This window comes from Chitinophaga filiformis (assembly GCF_023100805.1).
In the GTDB taxonomy this organism is placed as follows: Bacteria; Bacteroidota; Bacteroidia; order Chitinophagales; family Chitinophagaceae; genus Chitinophaga; species Chitinophaga filiformis_B.
The window spans coordinates 7,353,035-7,373,625 of sequence record NZ_CP095855.1 but is presented as its reverse complement, the minus strand read 5'-3'; the positions used below and the strand labels follow the sequence as shown (position 1 = coordinate 7,373,625).

Annotated in this window: 16 protein-coding genes; 8 read left to right on the top strand and 8 right to left on the bottom strand. The window is 47.9% G+C overall.

Annotated elements, in window-relative coordinates; translation table 11 throughout:
* The first annotated feature begins 19 nt into the window (after positions 1–19).
* Positions 20–760 carry a lysophospholipid acyltransferase family protein gene (locus MYF79_RS28800; protein WP_247811315.1) on the top strand — a complete coding sequence of 247 codons (741 nt, stop codon included), beginning with the start codon at positions 20–22 and terminating at the stop codon, positions 758–760.
* A 9-nt stretch (positions 761–769) separates the two neighbouring features.
* Complete coding sequence (gene priA, locus MYF79_RS28795; RefSeq protein WP_247811314.1) at positions 770–3,217, top strand: primosomal protein N'; 2,448 nt, start codon at positions 770–772, stop codon at positions 3,215–3,217.
* A gap of 127 nt (positions 3,218–3,344) precedes the next feature.
* On the opposite strand, the gene MYF79_RS28790 is transcribed toward priA, so the two are convergent.
* Positions 3,345–4,010, bottom strand: coding sequence for an NAD(P)H-binding protein (locus tag MYF79_RS28790; RefSeq protein WP_247811313.1), 666 nt, complete (start codon positions 4,008–4,010; stop codon positions 3,345–3,347).
* Between the two features lie 64 nt (positions 4,011–4,074).
* On the opposite strand from MYF79_RS28790, the gene murB reads away from it, so the two are divergent.
* The gene (gene murB, locus MYF79_RS28785; RefSeq protein ID WP_247811312.1) at positions 4,075–5,094 is read left to right on the top strand and encodes a UDP-N-acetylmuramate dehydrogenase; all 1,020 of its coding nucleotides are present in this window, start codon (positions 4,075–4,077) and stop codon (positions 5,092–5,094) included.
* 225 nt (positions 5,095–5,319) lie between these two features.
* Here murB and MYF79_RS28780 read toward each other — a convergent pair whose 3' ends face one another.
* The 5 genes from MYF79_RS28780 to nagB all read right to left on the bottom strand — a co-directional run bounded on the left by MYF79_RS28780 (position 5,320) and on the right by nagB (position 10,848).
* Positions 5,320–6,291: a YpdA family putative bacillithiol disulfide reductase gene (locus tag MYF79_RS28780; RefSeq protein WP_247811311.1), complete on the bottom strand. Its 972-nt coding sequence runs from the start codon at positions 6,289–6,291 to the stop codon at positions 5,320–5,322.
* A 21-nt stretch (positions 6,292–6,312) separates the two neighbouring features.
* Positions 6,313–7,011 (bottom strand): type 1 glutamine amidotransferase, encoded by a 699-nt coding sequence (locus MYF79_RS28775; RefSeq protein ID WP_247811310.1) that lies wholly within the window; start codon positions 7,009–7,011, stop codon positions 6,313–6,315.
* A gap of 334 nt (positions 7,012–7,345) precedes the next feature.
* The gene (locus tag MYF79_RS28770; protein ID WP_247811309.1) at positions 7,346–8,236 is read right to left on the bottom strand and encodes a class I SAM-dependent methyltransferase; all 891 of its coding nucleotides are present in this window, start codon (positions 8,234–8,236) and stop codon (positions 7,346–7,348) included.
* A gap of 115 nt (positions 8,237–8,351) precedes the next feature.
* Positions 8,352–8,786, bottom strand: a complete 435-nt coding sequence (locus tag MYF79_RS28765; RefSeq protein ID WP_247811308.1) for a phosphohydrolase — start codon at positions 8,784–8,786, stop codon at positions 8,352–8,354.
* A 136-nt stretch (positions 8,787–8,922) separates the two neighbouring features.
* Positions 8,923–10,848: a glucosamine-6-phosphate deaminase gene (gene nagB, locus MYF79_RS28760; RefSeq protein WP_199652856.1), complete on the bottom strand. Its 1,926-nt coding sequence runs from the start codon at positions 10,846–10,848 to the stop codon at positions 8,923–8,925.
* A gap of 329 nt (positions 10,849–11,177) precedes the next feature.
* Between nagB and MYF79_RS28755 the strand changes: the two genes are divergently transcribed.
* From MYF79_RS28755 to MYF79_RS28735, 5 genes are all read left to right on the top strand, one after another.
* Positions 11,178–11,597, top strand: a complete 420-nt coding sequence (locus MYF79_RS28755) for a hypothetical protein (protein WP_247811307.1) — start codon at positions 11,178–11,180, stop codon at positions 11,595–11,597.
* Between the two features lie 163 nt (positions 11,598–11,760).
* Entirely contained in the window at positions 11,761–12,321 is a 561-nt protein-coding gene (locus MYF79_RS28750) for an RNA polymerase sigma-70 factor (protein ID WP_247811306.1), read from the top strand.
* A gap of 89 nt (positions 12,322–12,410) precedes the next feature.
* The gene (locus MYF79_RS28745) at positions 12,411–13,511 is read left to right on the top strand and encodes a FecR family protein (protein WP_247811305.1); all 1,101 of its coding nucleotides are present in this window, start codon (positions 12,411–12,413) and stop codon (positions 13,509–13,511) included.
* Positions 13,512–13,780: 269 nt separating this feature from the next.
* Positions 13,781–17,191, top strand: coding sequence for a TonB-dependent receptor (locus MYF79_RS28740; RefSeq protein ID WP_247811304.1), 3,411 nt, complete (start codon positions 13,781–13,783; stop codon positions 17,189–17,191).
* 13 nt (positions 17,192–17,204) lie between these two features.
* Positions 17,205–18,665: a RagB/SusD family nutrient uptake outer membrane protein gene (locus tag MYF79_RS28735; protein ID WP_247811303.1), complete on the top strand. Its 1,461-nt coding sequence runs from the start codon at positions 17,205–17,207 to the stop codon at positions 18,663–18,665.
* 84 nt (positions 18,666–18,749) lie between these two features.
* Here MYF79_RS28735 and MYF79_RS28730 read toward each other — a convergent pair whose 3' ends face one another.
* Together MYF79_RS28730 and MYF79_RS28725 are read right to left on the bottom strand one after the other, a co-directional pair.
* Positions 18,750–19,511, bottom strand: coding sequence for a copper homeostasis protein CutC (locus MYF79_RS28730; RefSeq protein ID WP_247811302.1), 762 nt, complete (start codon positions 19,509–19,511; stop codon positions 18,750–18,752).
* An 8-nt stretch (positions 19,512–19,519) separates the two neighbouring features.
* Complete coding sequence (locus MYF79_RS28725) at positions 19,520–20,572, bottom strand: N(4)-(beta-N-acetylglucosaminyl)-L-asparaginase (protein WP_199652850.1); 1,053 nt, start codon at positions 20,570–20,572, stop codon at positions 19,520–19,522.
* Positions 20,573–20,591: the final 19 nt, after the last annotated feature.

Here is a 20,591-nt window from a genome sequence, read left to right as displayed (position 1 = left end):
TAAAGAGACTGGCATTATTATGAAGTTATTGCTCAAGCCGTTACATGTGGTGTATATCATATATGCTGCAATCGTATTTCTTGCTATCATGTTCCTTATCCTGCCACCCATCTTCGTGGCTTCTTTCTTCGGAAAGATAAAAGGAGGGAACTTTATCTTTTATTTCCTGCGCTTCTGGTCTCACACATGGTTTCCCGCTGTTGGCATAAGAGTGAAAAGAATATATAAATGTGACAGGAAGGATAAAACACCTTATGTCTATGTAGTGAACCATCGTTCCTATCTCGATGCGGCATTGGCCGTACAGGTCATGCGCCTCCCTTTCCGTCCGCTGGGAAAGATAGAAATGAAGAAGATCCCGTTTTTCGGCTTTATTTATAAACAATCTGTTGTACTGGTAGACCGTAAGGATGCCAAAGCCCGTTCCCGCAGTGTAAGGGAGATGATTGCCGTCATTAAGGAAGGTATTTCTATCCTCATCTTTCCTGAAGGTACTACCAACGAAACCGATCAGCTGCTGCAGCCATTCCATAATGGCGCTTTCCGTATAGCCATTGAAACGCAGACGCCCATTCAGCCGGTCCTGTATCTCGATAACGGAGACCGCCTCCACGCCAAAGGGTTCAACCTGAATCCCGGCCGCTGCAGGGTGGTATACCTGCCTCCAGTACCTGTTGCCGGACTGACAATGGAAAACCTGCCAGCCCTGAAACAACAGGTGTTCGACATTATGGAACGGGAATTGAAAGCTAGTGTATAACATTTACAGATGAAGTTTGCTGACGTCATACTGCCATTGGCCCTGCCAAAGAATTATACCTACTCGGTACCCCCTCATATGGAGGAAGCCCTGAAGGTAGGCAGCCGTGTGGCCGTACAACTGGGCAAACAGAAGAAATACGCAGGTATCGTAAAGGCGATCCACGAACAGGCCCCTGCCGACTATAAGACCAAACCATTGCTGGACATGCTGGATAAAGATCCCGTAGTATATCCTACGCAGCTGTCATTCTGGCAATGGTTGTCATCTTACTATATGTGCAGCGAAGGCGAAGTGCTGAACGCGGCCTTACCGGCCCATCTGAAGCTTTCCAGCGAAACATTGCTATTGTTCAACGACGCCTATGGCGACGATTTCTCCGACCTGGATGATGATGAATACCTGGTAGCCGAAGCCCTGCATATACGAAAAGAACTCAGAATAGACGAAGTACAGCTGATCCTCGATAAATCAGACGTATACTCTACCATCAAAAAGCTCATAGAAAAGAAAGTACTGCTGGTATATGAGGAGCTGAAAGAAGTATACAAAGAGAAGAAGGAGAATTATGTGCAGCTGCACCCGCAATATGAAGATGAGGAGCTACTGGCGCCACTCTTCAATGAATTGTCCCGCGCGCCCAAACAAATGGAACTGCTGCTGGCTTACCTGCACCTTATGAAAACACAGGGCAGCGTGCTGCAGAGTGAGCTCCTTAAAAAATCAGGCGCTACCGCCGCACAGCTGAAAGGACTGGTGGAAAAAAACATCGTGTGGATAGAACAGCGGGTGGTAGACCGCGTACCCGGAAACGGTAAAGCAGAGGTACAGATCGACTTTGCGCTCAGCCCTGCACAGGAAAAAGCCCTGATGGAAGTGCGTAACAGCTTTGCTGCCAGGCCCGTAACATTATTGCATGGCGTTACTTCCAGCGGTAAAACACAGCTGTACGTAAAACTGATCGAAGAGTATGTGGCCAATGGCAAACAGGTGCTATACCTCCTCCCGGAAATAGCCCTGACCGCACAGATCATCCGCCGCCTGCAGAAGCACTTTGGAAAGAAGATAGGGATCTATCACTCCCGCTTTAACAATAACGAAAGGGTAGAGATCTGGAACAAGGTGAAGACCGGCGAACTGCAGATATTGCTGGGCGCACGTTCCAGCTTACTACTGCCTTTCCGCGACCTGGGCATGATCATCCTGGATGAGGAACATGATACCTCCTACAAACAACAGGACCCTGCTCCCCGTTATCATGCCAGGGATGCCGCTATCTATTACGCCGGCCTGTTTGGCGCAAAGGTGTTGCTGGGCTCCGCTACACCTTCACTGGAATCCTATTTCAATGCACAGCAGGGGAAATATGGACTGGTGGAGCTGATGGAGCGTTTCGGCGGACTGGAAATGCCGGAAATCGAAGTAGTGGATGTCAAGAAGGAACGTGCGGAAAAGAATATGCAGGAAAATTTCACACCACAGCTCAATGCCGCTATCAACAATAGTATGGCTGCCAGCAAACAGGTGATCCTTTTCCAGAACAGGCGTGGTTATGCTCCCTTCCTCATGTGTACCACCTGCGGCTGGATACCTAATTGCAAGAACTGTGATGTTTCGCTGACCTATCACCGTAACCAGGATAAACTGCATTGCCATTATTGCGGCACCCGCTACCCTTATCCGCAGACCTGTGCGGCCTGCGGCAGTCAGACCCTCATTCCCAAGAGCTTTGGTACAGAAAAGATCGAAGACGATCTGCAGCAGCTGTTTCCCAAGGCGCGTATAGCCCGTATGGATATGGATGCTGTACGTAACAAGGATAGTCATAACAAGATGATCCAGCTGCTGGAACAAAGGGACATTGACATACTGGTGGGTACACAGATGGTGGTGAAAGGACTGGACTTTGAGAATGTGAACCTGGTGGGGATATTGAGCGCAGATAGTTTACTGAGCTTTCCCGACTTCCGTGTAAATGAAAGGGCCTTTCAGCTGATGGAACAGGTGAGTGGCCGTGCCGGCAGAAAACATGGGAAGGGAAAAGTGATCATACAGGCCAGCAATACGCGTCATCCGATATTGCATTACGTCACCACCCACGACTATAAAGCGATGTATGCTGCTGAAATAGCAGAAAGGGAGCGTTTTGGTTATCCGCCTTTCTACAGGCTATTGAAAATTACACTCAAACATAAGAACCAGCAGACGGTAGAGCAGGCTGCACAGGTATTGGGCAACTGGTTGCGGCCGCACATCGGGCCAAGACTGGTAGGACCGGCAGTGCCATTGGTAGGCCGTGTGCGTAATAACTACCTGCAGGAAATGCTCATCAAGCTACCCCGCGATACGAAAATCATTGCCAATACCAAACGCTTGTTACAGGAGCATTTTATCAAACTACTGGCAGAAAAGCAGTTCCGCTCGGTTGTCATTGTGCCGGATGTGGATTGCACATAACGTGCATCCCCGCTGACACGTCAGTTGCTGAACATGTTATCGCAGTACCGGATGTGAACCGGCGTTTATGCTGCCTGGCTTCAAAGCAGAACAGCATTATCACTGAAAGAGAGATGGTATATGATGTTTATCTTAGCTGCGCCAGTTCCTTAATGGCATCATATTCATAAACATGCGTACCCTCAGGTGTTTTCTTTGCTACATTGAGCATAGCCCGCGCAACATTGGCGGCTTTTACCGGACGATATTTCCGCCAGCGTCCCTGCCACAGGAAATAAAATACCATGGCAAGCACTATGCCCAGCCATTCCTTCAACCGGAATACCTTACGCACGCCGAGCAATATAGATGGACGGAAGATGTATAAGGCAGGAAATCCCAGCCTTTCCACTGCATGTTCCACTTCTCCTTTTGTGCGGAGGTAGTAATTGCGGGAATGCGGATTGGCGCCGATGGCGGAGATCAGCAGGAACTGTTGCATACCCTGCCTGCGGGCCAATGTGGCACAGCGCAGTGGTATCTCGAAATCCACTTCGCGGAAGCGCTCTTTGGTACCGGCCTGGCGGATGGTGGTGCCGATGCAGCAAAAGAGCACATCGCCCGTTAAAGCTTCAGAAAGACCTTCCTCGTCGTTAAAATCTACCAGGACTATTTCCAGGCCCGGACGCTGTTTGAAGGAAGGACTGCGTAACAATACCTTTACTTTGCTGAAATGCGGGTCGTGCAGCAGCAAAGTGACCAGGGTAGTACCTGTGAGCCCGGTAGCGCCTATTACAACAGCAGTTTGAGGCATGGTTTTACTATATTTGTCGGTTGTTGAATGCTGCAGTGCAGCTTTATACTAAATTTACGATCATATGCGCATATCCGAAAATGTTTCGCTCAGGTCTTACAATTCGTTTGGCATTGCCGGTCAGGCACGTTTCTTCGCTTCTTTCAGATCCACAGATGAGTTGAAGGAGCTCCTCGAAAATCCGCCTTTGCCGGAGCTGCCCTATATGATACTGGGAGGAGGTAGTAATATACTCTTCGTCCGCAATTTTTTTGAAGGTTTGCTTTTAAAGAACGAAATAAAAGGCATACAGGTGGTGCGGGAAGACGACCAGTACGTATATGTGAAAGCAGGGGCAGGAGAGAACTGGCATGGCTTCGTGATGGATTGCATTAGAAATGACCGTGCAGGACTGGAAAACCTGTCGCTGATACCAGGTAATGTAGGCGCCAGTCCCATGCAGAATATCGGCGCATACGGTGTGGAAATAAAGGACTGTTTTCATGAGCTGGAAGCGTATCACCTGAAAGACCATGCTACTGTTACCTTCAACAGTGCAGATTGCCAGTTCGGATATCGTGAAAGTGTTTTCAAACGTCAATACAAGGGACAGTTCGCCATCCTTTCCGTCACCTACCGTTTGTCCAAACATCCGCAGTTCAATACCAGCTATGGCGCTATTGAGGAAGAGTTGAAACATATGGGGGTAAAGGATCTGAGCATAAAGGCCATCAGTCAGGCCGTCATTAATATCCGCAGCTCCAAGCTGCCTAATCCGGCGGAAATAGGCAATGCCGGCAGCTTCTTCAAGAACCCGACAGTGACTGCAGAAAAATATGCTGCATTGAAGGAGGCCTTTCCGCACATCGTAGCTTATCCTACCGCCAATGATGCCTACAAGCTGGCAGCAGGCTGGATGATAGAGCAGTGCGGATGGAAAGGCTTCAGGGAAGGAGATGCAGGAGTACATGCCCGTCAGGCCCTGGTACTGGTGAATTATGGCAATGCTACCGGCGATGAGATCTATCGCCTGTCACAGCGGGTGCTGGACAGTGTGCATGAGAAGTTTGGTGTGGAACTGGAAAGAGAAGTGAATATCGTCTGATTATTCAGCAGAACATATTACGGTGAGTCTGAAAGGCCAAATCGCTTCGGTCAACTCCGTCAGGAGTTGTGTGTTTGTAGCCCCGGGTTTCTAACCCGGGGTATGATAACCCGGTGTAATGATTCGGTATGACAACCGGTGGTATGATAGCCGGGTATGACAACCCGGTGTAAGAACCCATTTTGATCCCCCATTGTTGTGATAATCCGAATCGCGGGCATTCCATCAACTCCGCTTCTTCCCCGCTATATGCGCAATGATCTTATCTGCATGATCCCTTGAGTTCTCTATGAACCAGACATGTGTATCCATACCACCGCATACCACGCCTGCCAGGTATAAGCCCGGCATATTGGTTTCCATGGTATCCGGATTGTAAGTGGGATATCGCTTCGCGTCGCGGCTTAGTGTCACGCCAGCTTTTTCAAGAAAATTGAAATTAGGCTGATAGCCTGTCAGCGCCAGCACAAAATCATTCTGTATGGTGATCATACCTTCCGGTGTCAGTATATCCACTTCAGTTTCCCTGATGGCTTTTACATGGGAATGGAAATACGCCTTTATGCTGCCTTCTTTGATACGGTTCTCAATATCCGGTTTTACCCAGTATTTCACCCGTTTCCCGATCCCTTCTTCCCTTATTACCATGGTAACGTCCGCCCCTTTACGGTAGGTTTCCAGCGCTGCATCCACAGAAGAGTTATTGGCGCCGATCACCACGACCTTTTGTGCAGCGTAGAAATGAGGGTCTTTATAGTAATGATTTACTTTCGCGAGATGTTCTCCCGGGATATGCAGCATGTTGGGAATATCGTAAAAGCCCGTAGCAATGATGACATGGCGGGCATTATAGCTTCCTTTGTCGGTGGTGACCTGGTATACGTCTTCTGTGCGTTTAATGTCCTCTACGGGCTCAAATAAGCGCACATTCAGGTGATTGGAGATCGTGACCCTGCGGTAATATTCCAGGGCTTCCGGGCGCATTGGTTTGGCGCTGATGGAAACGAAGGGAATACCGCCAATTTCCAGCTTTTCTGAAGTGGAAAAGAAGGTCATGTATAAGGGGTAATTGTAGAGGGAATTGGTGAGACATCCTTTTTCCGCAATAACGTAACTTAATCCAGCCTTTTGTGCCGCCAGTCCGCATGCAATGCCAATAGGACCAGCCCCTACTATGAGTATGTCGTATGTTTCCATAAGTGCTAAAATTACGAATGATCACCCGTAATTGCTAGTAAGGAAGTCCAATAAGCGGTACATCGTTATGTTACTGCCCTCTATATATCGCTGTTCGCGTACAATCGTATCTGCATCCTGCACATAAGCAGCCGGAATGAGTTCTTCCCTACCGTGTTGCACCATTGCGCCGAGCGATGCAGGCGTTACCTCAAAATGATATTGCAGGCCCATGACGTGGTGCCCGATCAGAAAAGCCTGGTGGCGGGTGACCGGCGAAGCGGCAAAACATACCGCGCCGGCGGGCAGGTCAAAAGTGTCTCCATGCCAGTGAAAAACCGTCTGTGCTTCAGGCAGTTCCACTGCCAGGGCAGGAGGCAGCAGGGCGGTAGCGTATACTACCGGGAACCATCCGATCTCTTTCTGCGTGTTGGCGTACACATTAGCACCCAGTGCGCTGGCAATGAGCTGCGCCCCGAGGCAGATGCCAAGCACCTTTCTATCCGCCTGAATAGCCTGCAGGATGCATTGTTTTTCCATTTTCAGCCAGGGATGGAGCTCCTCATCATGTACGCTCATCGGTCCTCCCATAACGACCAGCATATCCACTTCTGTCATATCCGGCTGCGTAGGGTGCTCATACCACCTGGTAAATGTAAGTGTGTGGTGATGGTTGCGGGCCCAGTCTGAAATACACCCCGGACCCTCAAAAGAGACATGCTGAAAAACGTGAATATGCATAGTATGTAATATTTTGATGCTATAAAATCGTTTGGTAAAAAATGAAGTACATCTATAGTTTTTCAAATAAGCTTTGTAAACCCGCTACCATAGTGTATTACCTGAGATAACCCATATATAACCCATATATAACCCATATATGACCCATATATAACCCATACTTCTAAGATATGGGTTATATATGGGTTATATATGGCTTAGCTACAGTTTATGTATGGATTACAAAGGCAGAGGTACGAAATACCAGGGCTTTCAACAGCCCGTTAGCAGCATGCAATAGCTTTCTACAGCACCGGAAGCCGGTGCTGCATCAGATTGTTAAGAGCGGGTTGATTTATGGAGCGGTGACCCGTGCCATGGCTACACGGTAAAACTCATAGCCTTTCATGTCAGCGGCGTCATCGCCATAGTACATGCGGCGGAAACTGGGAGTGTCCAGGTTATGTAGCAGTTCCATGTTGTAGGAGGCCAGAAATTCCTTTATGTTGGCAGGATCGATACCGAAGTTCCAAAACTCGTTATTGCGGCGTAATAGCCTTGTAACGCTTGCTGCGCCGGTGAATTTTTCCGGCTTGTCAAGCATCTCTTTGTCTACATAGGTGAAAACAATAATAGTGCCGGGGCGGAAGCGTTTGAAGTAGTCAAATACCTTGGGTGCTACAGGGGCTGTCAGGTTGTTGGTCACTCCCTCCCAGATGAACATGGTCTTATAATGCCCCTGCTGAAAAATATGGGGGATCACGTGGTCCAGCTCCTGGCTGTTGAAGTCTACCGGCACATAGTTGACCATGGCCTCCCGGCCGTTCCTGTGGCGGCTCTCCAGTATATCTCTCTTCTGCGCCTGGAAGTCGGGGTTGTCTATCTCGACAAACTGTATCCGTTTCTTCATTTTCAGTCTCAGGGCCCTGGAGTCATAGCCGGCGCCGAATACAATGACCTGGTTGATGCCCTCGTCGTGGATAGTATTCTCCAGCATCACGTCTACCAGTCTTGTTCTTGCAGAACAACAGGTGAGCGCTCCCGTCCAGTTCCTGTCAATAAACCACGCAATGAAGCTGTTCATGAAGGAAATACGGGACAGCCTTTCAACCAGTTTCAAAGAAGATGGCAGAAAAAGTTTCGCAAAAGGATCGTAAAATAAGCGCTTATTTTCAGGACGGTTCGATTCAATGGCGCGTAATAAGGCTAAATAGGTCGCAGCCTTGCCGGCAGGAACCAGACTCATAACGTTTACTAGTTTTTATAAATGGATGACATGCAGATTAACATGACAGGTTTAGCAACATAACAGTACATGACGATCGTGGTCGAAATTTTATCTGCCTAAATGTAGCGAATATTTACATACCGGAAATGACAGTCGCAATTTTATTGTAAGCCCTGATGTATTTGTTTAAGCGGGGTACATCCTTTTCTGATATTTCGGGAATACGCCTGATATCCATATTGTCTGTCAGGTCATTGATCTTCACTGCGCAGGCAAGCCGGTTGTTAATGATACGGTCAATGAAATGGTCATAGTCTTCGTCTTCAGACAGTTTGGTCACACAACGCAGGGCCTCCAGCTGATGCGGTTTCAGTCCTTTATCGACCAGTTGTTCAAAGGTCCAGGAGGTATCTTCCACTACATCGTGGAGTACGCCAACCACTTTTTCGTCTTCTGTTTTCCCCAGCTCCATTACCCTCATTACATGTTTGAGATAAGGCGCTCCATATTTGTCGAGCTGGCCGGCATGGGCTTCAATTGCAATAGATATGGCTGTATCGAGTGTCATGCAATAAAGCTACTGAAAAAGAATCAGCCTGAAAACCCCCGGGAGAATATCATGCAGCCGCTGGCTGCGACCGGGCAATTAAAAAGCCCCCGTCCAATTGTTGAACGGGGGCCGAATGTATTTTTAAAGCTGGCTGTTACATGAAGTGATATCTTACGAAAGCCTCCATCGCCGCATATTTCTGCAAACCTAACTGGTCGTACAGGTTAGCGGTGTTGGCGTTACGGTCTTCCGCTCTTTCCCAGAACTCCCGGAGGTCAGTACCCTGGAAAGGCACCACGTCTTTCTGGCTCTGGTGGATGAAGATACCGAGGCGTTTCTGTAATACCTGGTCAGGGCTCATTGGTACAGCCATTTCGATCTCATGGATGTTCCATTCCTGCCATGCACCTTTATACAGCCACACCCAGCAGTCTTTCATGAAGTCTTCGTGTTTCAGTCTTTCCAGTGCTGCAAAGATGATGTCCAGACATACCTTGTGCGTACCATGTGGGTCAGCGAGGTCGCCTGCGCAGTAGATCTGCTGTGGTTTGAGCTGACGGAGCAGGTCAACGGTCATCTGGATATCTTCTTCACCCATCGGCTTCTTCTCTATCGTACCTGTTTCATAGAAAGGCAGGTTCTGGTAGTGAATATTGCTTTCAGGAATACCCACGTAACGGCAGGTAGCTTTTGCTTCACCGCGACGGATCAGGCCTTTGATAGCGCGGATCTCAGGGGTATCTTTCTGGCTTGGCTTCTTCACGCGGAGGAATGCTTTCGCATCTTCCAGGATCTGGGAGCTCTTGCTGCGGTCTATGTCAAACATACCTTCGAAACCTACGGCGAAGTCGATGAAACGCAATACGAATTCATCTGTTACAGCGATGTTGCCTGAAGTCTGGTAAGCTACGTGTACATCGTGTCCCTGTTCGTGCAGGCGGATGAAGGTACCTCCCATGGAGATGATATCATCATCAGGGTGAGGGGAGAAGATCAGTACACGTTTATGCTGAGGCTCTGAACGTTCAGGGTGGCTTGGCAGCTGTGCGCCTGGTTTACCGCCCGGCCAGCCGGTGATGGTGTCGCGGATACCGTTGAACTCTTCGATGTTCAGTTCATAGGCAGAACCATACTGTACGATCAGGTCATTCAGACCGTTTTCGTTGTAGTCCCTGTCTGTGAGCATCAGGATCGGCTTGTTCAGTTTTACTGCCAGGTTGGTTACAGCTTTGCGGCGGAGTTTTGGTGTCCATTCGCAATCGCCGGTCAGCCATGGCTCTTTGAAACGGGTCAGCTCTTCAGCGGCCTGTTCGTCGATCACAAATTTACAGTCAGGATGCTGTTGCAGTAAGGATGCAGGTACCTGATCGGAGCTATGGCCTTCTACAGCCCTGCGTACGATCTTGGCTTTGTGCGTGCCCCAGGCCAGCAGTATAATGCGTTTTGCTTTGAAGATAGTGCTCAGACCCATGGTAATGGCCAGACGAGGTACCTGGCTCATATTGGCGAACTCGAATGCGTTAGCCTGTCTGGTAGCGTTATCCAGGGTAACGAGGCGCGTATGGGAGGTAAGGGTTGAACCGGGCTCGTTGAAACCGATATGTCCGTTCGTACCGATGCCCAGGATCTGGAGATCGATACCACCGGCTGCTTCTATGCGGCGCTCATATTCGGCGGCATATTCTTTCACTTTTTCCTTAGGTAAAGTGCCGTCCGGAACATGACAATTCTCTGCAGGAATATCAATGTGATTGAAAAGCTGCTCTTTCATGAACCTGTTATAGCTCTGAAGTGCATCTGCTTCAATCGGATAATATTCATCCAGGTTGAATGTGATCACATTTTTAAAGCTAAGCCCTTCTTCTTTATGCAGTCTTACCAGTTCTGCATACAGGTATTTGGGAGTTGAACCGGTTGCAAGGCCCAGTACCACTGGTTTATTAGTGCCCTGCCTTTGTTTAATCAGTGCTGCTATTTCCTGCGCAACTGCTTTGGAACCGTCCTTAGCCGTAGGATGTATATCCACGGCTATTTGTTCGAAACTGTCGATCAGTTCAATTTCCTGATGATTAAGCGTCATGATCTATGTTTTGGATTAGATGCGGTTTAAAAACGAGACGGAAAATTAAAAAAAATCTCTCTATCCACATAGAAGTTTGGGGTTTTGTTTAAGTTATATTCATAAGAATTCGATAAATGTACAGAATACCCTTAACATACTATACATAAATGAGATAAAACCATCAGTATGTGAAACGTGTTATAGTTGCAGGTGAACATCGAAACCTTGCTTTAAATGAAGCGGTTATAAGGGCATAACCGCAGAAAAACCTCAAAATTTTCCGCCGGAGCGCTACAAACAGCCCTGTTGTTACGTACCGGTCAATCAATTTTTAAAATTTACATGTTATGAAAAAGTCATTGCTGCCGATGCTTGGCATCTGTATTTTCCTTGCCGTTAATGGAAATGTAAATGCGGCAAGTCCCCATCCCGTATATCATAAATATGCTGCAGAAGAATGGTCCAAAGCAAAAGGCGGTATCTGGAATGGCGTAAAAGGCAGGAAAAACTACTGGTATAAGTTAGATAAGGAAGCAAAACTCTGGTGGAGCACCAACGGTAAAAAATGGACTGCCGTGGACGACGGTATGTGGGCCGATAAAGATGGCCACTGGCTGAAAATAAGCGACGCTAAACTGATGTGGAGCGCCGACAACGGCGCCAGCTGGTCTGAAGTGCCGGAATGGAAATGGGAAGGCCCTAAAGGCGAATGGTATAAATTCGACAAAGACTGGACCTTGTGGGTAACGGGTGGCGATATGTTATAACCTGGCAGTATCAGATCCTTTCAAATTATTTCGAATGCTTAATATTGAACATGTGTTCAGTATTAAGCATTTTTTATTTTAACTTTATCTGCCACCAGCAGAGAACCGCTAGTATTAATCAAGGTAGCAGAGAGCATATCAGCTAAAATCAATCAAGTTCGTAGTGCAGCCAGATCACGCCACTCTACAGATGCTCGCCGGAAGGATTGCAACAGGGGACGAAAAAGCATACAGGCAGTTATTCAGGCTTTTTTACAAGTCATTGTGCCAGTTTGCTGCTTCCATCGTAAGATCCAATGAACAGGCAGAGGAAATAGCTTCAGACGTATTCGTAAACATCTGGAAGAACAGGGAACGGCTTTTACAGGTCGGTAACCTGAAAGTGTATCTCTATGTATCTACCCGTAATACCGCCCTTAACTACCTGAATAAACAACAGTTACAGCATTTCAGCATAGACGAATTGTCTGTAGAACTGACTGTGGCTGACAATACCCCCGAACAACTGATGATATCCGGAGAAATGGCCCGGAAAATGGCAGAAGCAGTCAATAAGCTGCCTCCCCGTTGTAAGATCATCTATAAACTGATCCGTGAAGATGGATTGAAGTATAAGGAAGTGGCCAGCATCCTGGAAATATCCGTCAATACCATCGACGTACAAATGGCCATTGCCTGTAAAAAGATCAGTGAATCCCTCCGTTTATATCTGCCCAAACGTTAGTGCCTTCTTTTTTTAAAATTTTTTTCCGAAGACTTAGTAGATGTCTTTAATTCCTTTGTCTTATTAAGTGTAAAGCCCATAAAAAGTTTATGAGTCAAGACAGAACCTGGATATTGCTGGGAAGAAAAATATCGGGTGAGGCTACATTAGATGAACTAAGGGAGCTGGAGATATTGTTGAAAGAGGATGCGGCACTGAGCTATCAGGCATCCCTGATCAAAGAGCTGGAGCTGAGTACACCTGACATCACGGGAGAAACGGAAGCCGCGCTGGAAAGGCATATGCAGCGGATGCAGGAACTGTACCCGGAAGATTTCCGGGTAAGTGCAGCAGGTCTGGCCGCCCTTCCGGAAAAGCCGGAAAGCAGCTCATGGCTGAGAAGGAACAGCATCCGGGTGCTGGCGGTCACCGTGCCGCTGGTAGCGCTGTTAATGGCCGGATTATGGCGCCTGCGCGACCATAAAGTGTCTGACAACAAAGAACTGGTAAGCGAAATATCTACCCGCCATGGGTCCCGTACGACGGTAACATTGCCCGACGGGTCCGTTGTTTTCCTTAATGTAAGCAGTAAGCTGACCTATGATTACGGACATGGAGACAGCAGACAGGTAGTGCTGGAAGGAGAAGCATTCTTTGATGTATCCAAAGATGAGCAAAGGCCTTTTATTATCCATACGAAAAAGATGGACATTACGGTATTGGGAACGACTTTTAACGTCAGGGCTTATGAAGAGGACAAAACAGTAGAAACGTCATTAATACAGGGGAAAGTAGAAGTAACAATAAAAGGGAAGGTACCAAAGAAGGTCATTTTATCGCCCAATCAGAAGATTGTTTTATTTAACGAAGAACAGCACCCACAGGTCGTGTCAGCGCCCGCTCCCGCAAGCCCGGACAAGGAATCATACCGGCTGGAAGAAGTGAAGGTAAACCCGCTTGACAGCCTGGTAGCAGAAACAGCCTGGAAGGAGAATTGTCTTGTGTTTAACAATGAGCGTTTTGCAGATATCGCTCTCAAGATGGAAAGATGGTACGATGTACAGATCATTTTTGAAGACAAACAAGTGGAAGATCACCGCTTTACAGGGACTTTTATTAACGAAACCGTTGAACAGACTTTAGAAGCGCTCCGGTTCACATCTCCATTTCACTACCGCATTGATAAAAAGAAGATCATCATAAAACGATAAACAGTCCATACTCAACTTATGAAGTAAACTATTGAACTATTTGAACTTTAACTATTGAACTATTTGAATTTTAACAGCTAACAAAAAGTAAGGGGAAATGCGGCAACATTCCCCCTCAACCAAGATCAGCGCAAGACAGGGAGTTTCATTTGGCGATGAGACCTGTCTGGCATTTTATTGACCTTAAACAATCTAAAAGTATGGAAAAAACCAGACTTAATCTGTTTCTTTTACCTAAACCGAAGTCGTTCCTAAAAGCAATTCTATTGATGAAACTGGCCTTTTTGCTGACGCTCGTGACCTGTATGCAGGTGTCTGCCAGTGTATTCTCACAGAAAAGGTTCACCCTTAACCTGGAAGATGTAAAACTGGCTAAATTGCTTAAAATCATTGAAAAGCAAAGCGATTACCGTTTTGTGTACAGCAACGACGTTATTGCTGCTGATACGAAGGTGACGGTATCTGTAACAGATAAGACTGTAGAGCAGGTATTAGACAAGGCATTAAGCAGCACCGGGCTTACCTTTCGGGTAATGTCCGACAGGCTGGTAGGCATTGCTCCCAAAAGTGAAGTAATAGCAGATATCAATATCAGGGGCCGTGTAACAGATGCTGCCGGCACTCCCCTGGTGGGCGTAAGCGTACGTGTGGCAAAAGGTAACAAAGGCACTGTTACCAATATGAAAGGTGAATTCGAGATCGAGGCGCCATCTACTGCTACACTCGTATTCAGTTATATTGGTCATGTTGACCAGGAAATAGCCGTAAACGGCCGCTCAGCCCTGAATGTGGTATTGCAGGTAGATACCAAGGGCCTGAACGAAGTGGTGGTCATTGCTTATGGTACTGCCAACCGTAAGACCTTTACCGGCTCCCTGGCGCAGATCGATTCAAAATCATTGCAGACACGCCCTGTAACAAACGCGTTCAACGCGCTGGAAGGCGCCGCCCCGGGTATACAGGTGAATTCCGGTAGTGGTCAGCCGGGCGATGGTCCTTCCATCCGCATCCGTGGTATAGGTTCTATCAACGCATCCAGTGAGCCGCTGTATGTAGTGGATGGTGTGCCCTTCACCGGTAATATTTCCAGCATCAGTACAGACGACATCGAGAGCATGTCCCTGTTAAAAGACGCTTCTTCTTCCGCCTTATACGGTGCCCGCGCTGCCAATGGCGTAGTGATCATCACTACCAAAAAAGGTAAACGCAACGGGAACCACATTCAGTTCAAAGCCATGCAGGGTGTCAGTTCCCGTGCTATTCCCGAATACGACCGCGTAAATGCCTACGAGTATTATCCGCTGATGTGGGAGTCTTACAGGAACAGCTTAATATCCTCTACCGTAACATTGGAGCAGGCCAGCCAGACTGCTACCGCCAATATCAAATCCCGCCTTGGATACAATCCATTTAATGTTGCTGACAATGACATTGTACGTACTGATGGTACCATCAACCCTAACGCCAAACTGTTGTATGAAGATGATCTGGACTGGACTAAAGCCATCCAGCGTACCGGGAGCCGCGGCGATTATGGCATTAGCTTCAACGGTGGGTCTGATAAGAATGATTATTTTATATCCCTGGGTTATGTGAAAGAAAAGGGGTTTGCCATGAAGTCCGATTTCGAAAGGATCACCGGCCGTGTAAACGTGAATACCAATCCGCTGAAATGGTTCAAGACCGGTATTAATGTGAACGGATCTTATGCGAAATCAAACCAGGGTAACACTGTGGATAACAGCTCGTCCTATATAAACCCGTTTAACTTCACAAGAGGTATGGGACCCATTTATCCCATTCATGTACATGATGCCACTACCGGAGCATTTGTTCTGGATCAGTATGGTAACCAGCTCTATGACCGCGGTGATGGCTCACAGGGCGGACAGCTCGCAAGACCTGCCGGCGCCAATGCGGGCCGTCACGTGATCATGGAGACGGAACTGAACGACAACAGCTTCAAACGTAACACCCTGTCTGCACGTACATTTGGTGAAGTTTCTTTCCTGCGTGATTTTAAATTCACTACCAATATCAGTGCAGATGTTACCAACGACCTGGTTGCCACTTTCGATAATACCAGCATCGGCGATGGCGCTCCTGCCGGCCGCGCCAGCCGCACCAACCGTGTAAGAACGGGCTTCACCTTCAACCAGTTGCTCAATTACAGTCATGCGTTTGGATTACATCATGTAGAAGTACTGGCAGGTCATGAGAACTATGACATGACCTACAATTATTTCAATGGTTCAAGACAGCAGATCATCCTCGATAATGGCAACTCTGAGCTGGGTAATTTTACGACTACCAACAGCCTGACATCCCGTACTGATAAATACCGTTTGGACGGTTATTTCGGGCGTGCCAATTACAACTTTAATGAGAAGTACTTTGTTTCAGGCTCTCTTCGCCGCGATGCTACAAGCCTTTTCTCGAAAGACCTGCGCTGGGGCCAGTTCTGGTCAGTAGGAGCTGCGTGGAAACTTAATAGTGAGGATTTCATGAAAGATATCAGCTGGATCGACCTGCTGAAAGTACGTTCTTCTTATGGTGTTGTGGGTAATGATGCATTGTTGAATGCAAACGGCGACCGTATCTATTACGCATGGCAGGCTTTGTATGATCCTTATGCCAATGCTGACGAACCAGGTATGCTACAGAGCTCACTTACCAGCAACCTGGTATGGGAGCAGAACAAAACTTTCGATGTCGGCGTTGACTTCAGCTTTTTACATGAGCGTGTAAGCGGTAGTATTGAATACTTCCACCGTCAGTCAGACAATCTCCTTTTCCGTGTGCCATTGCCTCTTTCCAGCGGTCTGAAAGAACAGAACGCGAATGTAGGCTCTATGTGGAATAAAGGTTTTGAATTCCAGGTAGGTGTTGATGTGATCAACAATAAAGACTTCAAGTGGAATGTGAACCTGAACGCCACTACGTACAAAAACAAGGTGACCAAACTGCCAAAAGACGAGATCATCAGCGGTACGAAGAAACTGATGGTAGGCCACTCACAGTATGATTACTGGGTAAGGGAATATATGGGTGTGGATGAAGCGGATGGTTCTCCGCTGTACAGGGCACAGAACACGGCGCCAACTGCCAATAACACTACCCGCATTACCAAGGGCGGCGATACGGTAACTACATTGTTGTCTAACGCCCGTTACCACTATTCAGGCAGTGCAATACCTGATGTATACGGTGGTATTACCAATACATTCAACTATAAGAACTTCGAATTGTCTATCCTGGTAAGCTACCAGATAGGTGGTAAAGTATATGATCAGACCTATCAGAACCTGATGCTTGGCGGCGTATATGGTACAGCGTTACATAAGGACGCGCTGCAGCGCTGGCAGAAGGCTGGCGATGTGACGAACGTTCCTAAAATGAACTTCGCCAATCCGACCAACCTGGCTTCCGGTACATCTGACCGCTGGCTGACCGATGCGTCTTTCCTCAACCTGAGACGTGTGAGCCTGGGATACAATCTGCCTAAAGCATATACTTCTTTATTACACCTGGCAAGTGCCAACATTTTTGCGAGCGGAGAGAACCTGTTCCTGAAAACTGCGCGTAAAGGTATGAACGTGACACAGTCATTCAATGGTGTTACTTCAAACGTATATGTGCCAGCACGCATAGTAACCCTCGGTATTAATGTTACACTCTAAAAAAGGAAAAAAGATGACGAAGAAATTATTATATACACTCATAGCTGTGATGGTTTTCAGTGCCTGCAGCAAAGACTATTTAGATACTAATCCTACAGATTCTTATCCTTCAGAATCTGTATTTACGACCGTAGATAATGCATGGTCCGCCATCAATGGTATTCACCGGGCATTGTACATCCAGTACGATAACCAGGACCAGGGTGGTCAGGGCAGCATCATGATCAACAATGATATGCTGGGCGATGACCTGGTGATGACGGCAGCCGGTAATGGCTGGTTTAATGCCAACTACCAGTGGTTAACACACCGTAATGTATCTGCTACATTTCTGAAATTCACTTACCTGTTCTATTATAAGATCATCGCCAATGCCAACATGATCATTGACAATATTGACAAGGCAGTGGGAGATGATGGCGACAGGAAAGTGATCAAAGGACAGGCCCTGGCTTACCGTGCATGGGCTTACTGGAACCTGGTGCAGATGTACGGCAAGCGCTATGATGCTGAGACAGACAACTCACAGAATGGCGTGCCGCTGGTGCTGACAAGTACCACGGTGGGCCAGCCAAGAGCTACGGTAGCACAGGTATACGCACAGATAGTGAAAGATATTGATGACGCTATCGTAAACCTGGAAGGTTTCCACAATAAACCTAAATCGCATATCAGTATTAATGTAGCGAAAGGTATCAAAGCGCGTATAGCGTTGACGATGCAGAACTGGGAAGTGGCAGCAACCTATGCCGCAGAAGCAAGAGCAGGTGTGGAACTGATGAGCAATGCAGATTATAAGACCGGTTTCAATGATGTGAGCAATAAGGAGTGGATGTGGGGCAGTCACCAGATCTCTGAACAGACCACTTACTTTTACTCTTTCTTCGCCTTTATGTCTGCGAATTATAACTCTTCCAATATCAGGACCAATCCTAAAGCGATCAATTCTGTATTGTATGGTAAAATTACATCTACAGACGTACGCAAGCAGGTATGGAGCAATGATGGACAGGATGTACCGGTACCTCCCGGTGGTGTGCGATTCCCCTTCATCAATAAAAAATTCCTGGTAGCTACCGCATCTAGCATTGGCGACGTTCCTTTGATGCGTGCTGCTGAAATGTACCTGATAGAAGCGGAGGCGAGAGCGCATCTGCACCAGGACGCGGCAGCAGCTGACGCCCTGTATACACTGGCGGTGAACCGTGATCCGCAGTATACCAAAAGTACTGCTACCGGCGATGCCTTGCTGCAGGAGATCCTGACGCAACGCCGTATAGAGCTGTGGGGTGAAGGTTTCCGTTTCTATGACCTGAAACGCCTGCACCTGCCGCTGAACAGAACAGGTGCTAATCATACCACTGCATTGACAGCTGGTGTGATGGAAGTACCTGTTGATGACATCCGTTGGGAGTTCCTGTTCCCGCAGGATGAGATCAACGCCAACAAGGCGATCCAGCAGAACCCGATATAATGACTCAGCAAATCTAAACCGATAAAAAAAGGGCGGTGCGCATATAGCGACCGCCCTTTTACTATCAATACGTTTGTTAACGGTTTAAATCCCCGCAGCTTCCCTGGCTTGCGCCAGTATCTTCTTTACTTCGCTTACCTGTGTTTTGGAGATGCCATATTCCGGCACGCCTGGAATACCACCCATGCTGACGTTCGGATTACGGTACTGCATACCGCTTTCCTCGTAGGCTTTGGCGGTGGTATGAAACTCGGCAGCGCCGGTTTCTTTTACCAGTTCGGCAATGTTGTGGGCGCGTACGCCTGAACCTACCATAATGGCAATGCGTCCTGCTGCTTTTTCCACCAGTGTTTTCAGTAAAGGGATGCCCTCGGTCGCTGTATTCCGCTGGCCGGATGTGAGGATGCGTTCACAACCGGTCTCAATGATATCTTCCAGCGCCTGCAGAGGATCTGCTGTCATATCGAAGGCACGGTGGAAGGTAACGCCCATCGGCCAGGCCAGTTTTACCAGCTCTTTTGTACGGGGAACGTCCACTTTACCATCTGCTGTCAGGAGGCCGATCACCACGCCATTGCATCCCAGTGTCTTACACAGTTTGATGTCTTTCTGCATGATGGCAAATTCCAGGTCATCATACAGAAAATCGCCACCACGGGGACGGATGATGGGGTAGAGGTCGATGTCCACCTTTTCGCGTGCTACAGCAATGGTAGCGTAACTGGGAGTGGTGCCGCCTTCCAGCAGGTTATCGCATAATTCTATCCGCTGTGCGCCTCCTTCTTCTGCAGCTATGCAGGAAGCTACGGAAGCGGCACATATTTCAAGTGTGATCTTTTTGTCCATTCTTTTTATCAGAAATAATGCTTGCCGTCTATCAGGATGTTGTTGTCCTTTTCAGACTTCACTGCATAGTTAAATCCTTTCTGCAGGCAGTATGCACCATGCTCACCTTTCTTATTGATGGCCAGGAAACCTACCTGTAAGCCCTTGGCTCTTTCTTTATTCTTCTTCACGATACGGGTCACCGCTTCCTTACAGGCCGCCTCAGGGGAATAGCCCTGGCGCATCAGTTCTACCACGAGGAAGCTACCTACCACGCGGATCACTTCTTCACCTACGCCGGTAGAAGTAGCAGCGCCTATTTCATTGTCTACATACAGGCCTGCGCCGATAATGGGAGAGTCGCCTACGCGGCCATGCAGCTTAAAGGCCATACCGCTGGTAGTGCAGGCGCCCGAGAGGTTACCGTTGGCATCCATGGCTATCATGCCGATGGTGTCATGGTTATACACGTTTCCAGGCAGTTTAAGCGGGTTAAAAGCCGATTCCTTCTCAGGACCATAGGAAGTGTTCTCTATGTTCATAATAGGCTTGTATTCGGACTTTTTCAGCCATTCGCGCCATGCCTTCTCTGATTCAGGTGTCAGCAGGTTCTCTTTTTTGAATCCGTTGGCTAGTGCAAACTGGAGTGCGCCATCGCCTACCAGCATGACGTGAGGTGTTTTTTCCATCACTGCGCGTGCCACGGAAATGGCATGTACCACGTGCTCGAGGGCGGCTACAGAACCGCAGTTGCCCAGTTCATCCATAATACAGGCGTCCAGGGTTACACGGCCATCACGGTCGGGAAACCCGCTGTAACCTACGGTATGGTTGTTAGGGTCTGCTTCGGGTACTTTTACGCCGGCTTCTACTGCGTCGAGGGCACGGCCGCCGCTTTTCAGTACATCCCAGGCAGCTTCATTGGCCGCACGGCCGAAGTCCCAGGTAGATACTACAATTGGCTTTGCCTTTGTTCCTTTCACAAAAGGCGCCGCGTGTGCCGGTTTAGATGTAATGCCATCTAAAGATAAAGCAGCGGCACTTAGTGCCGCTGCTTTCAGAAAATGTCTGCGATCTTGCATAATGCTTTATTTATGATAC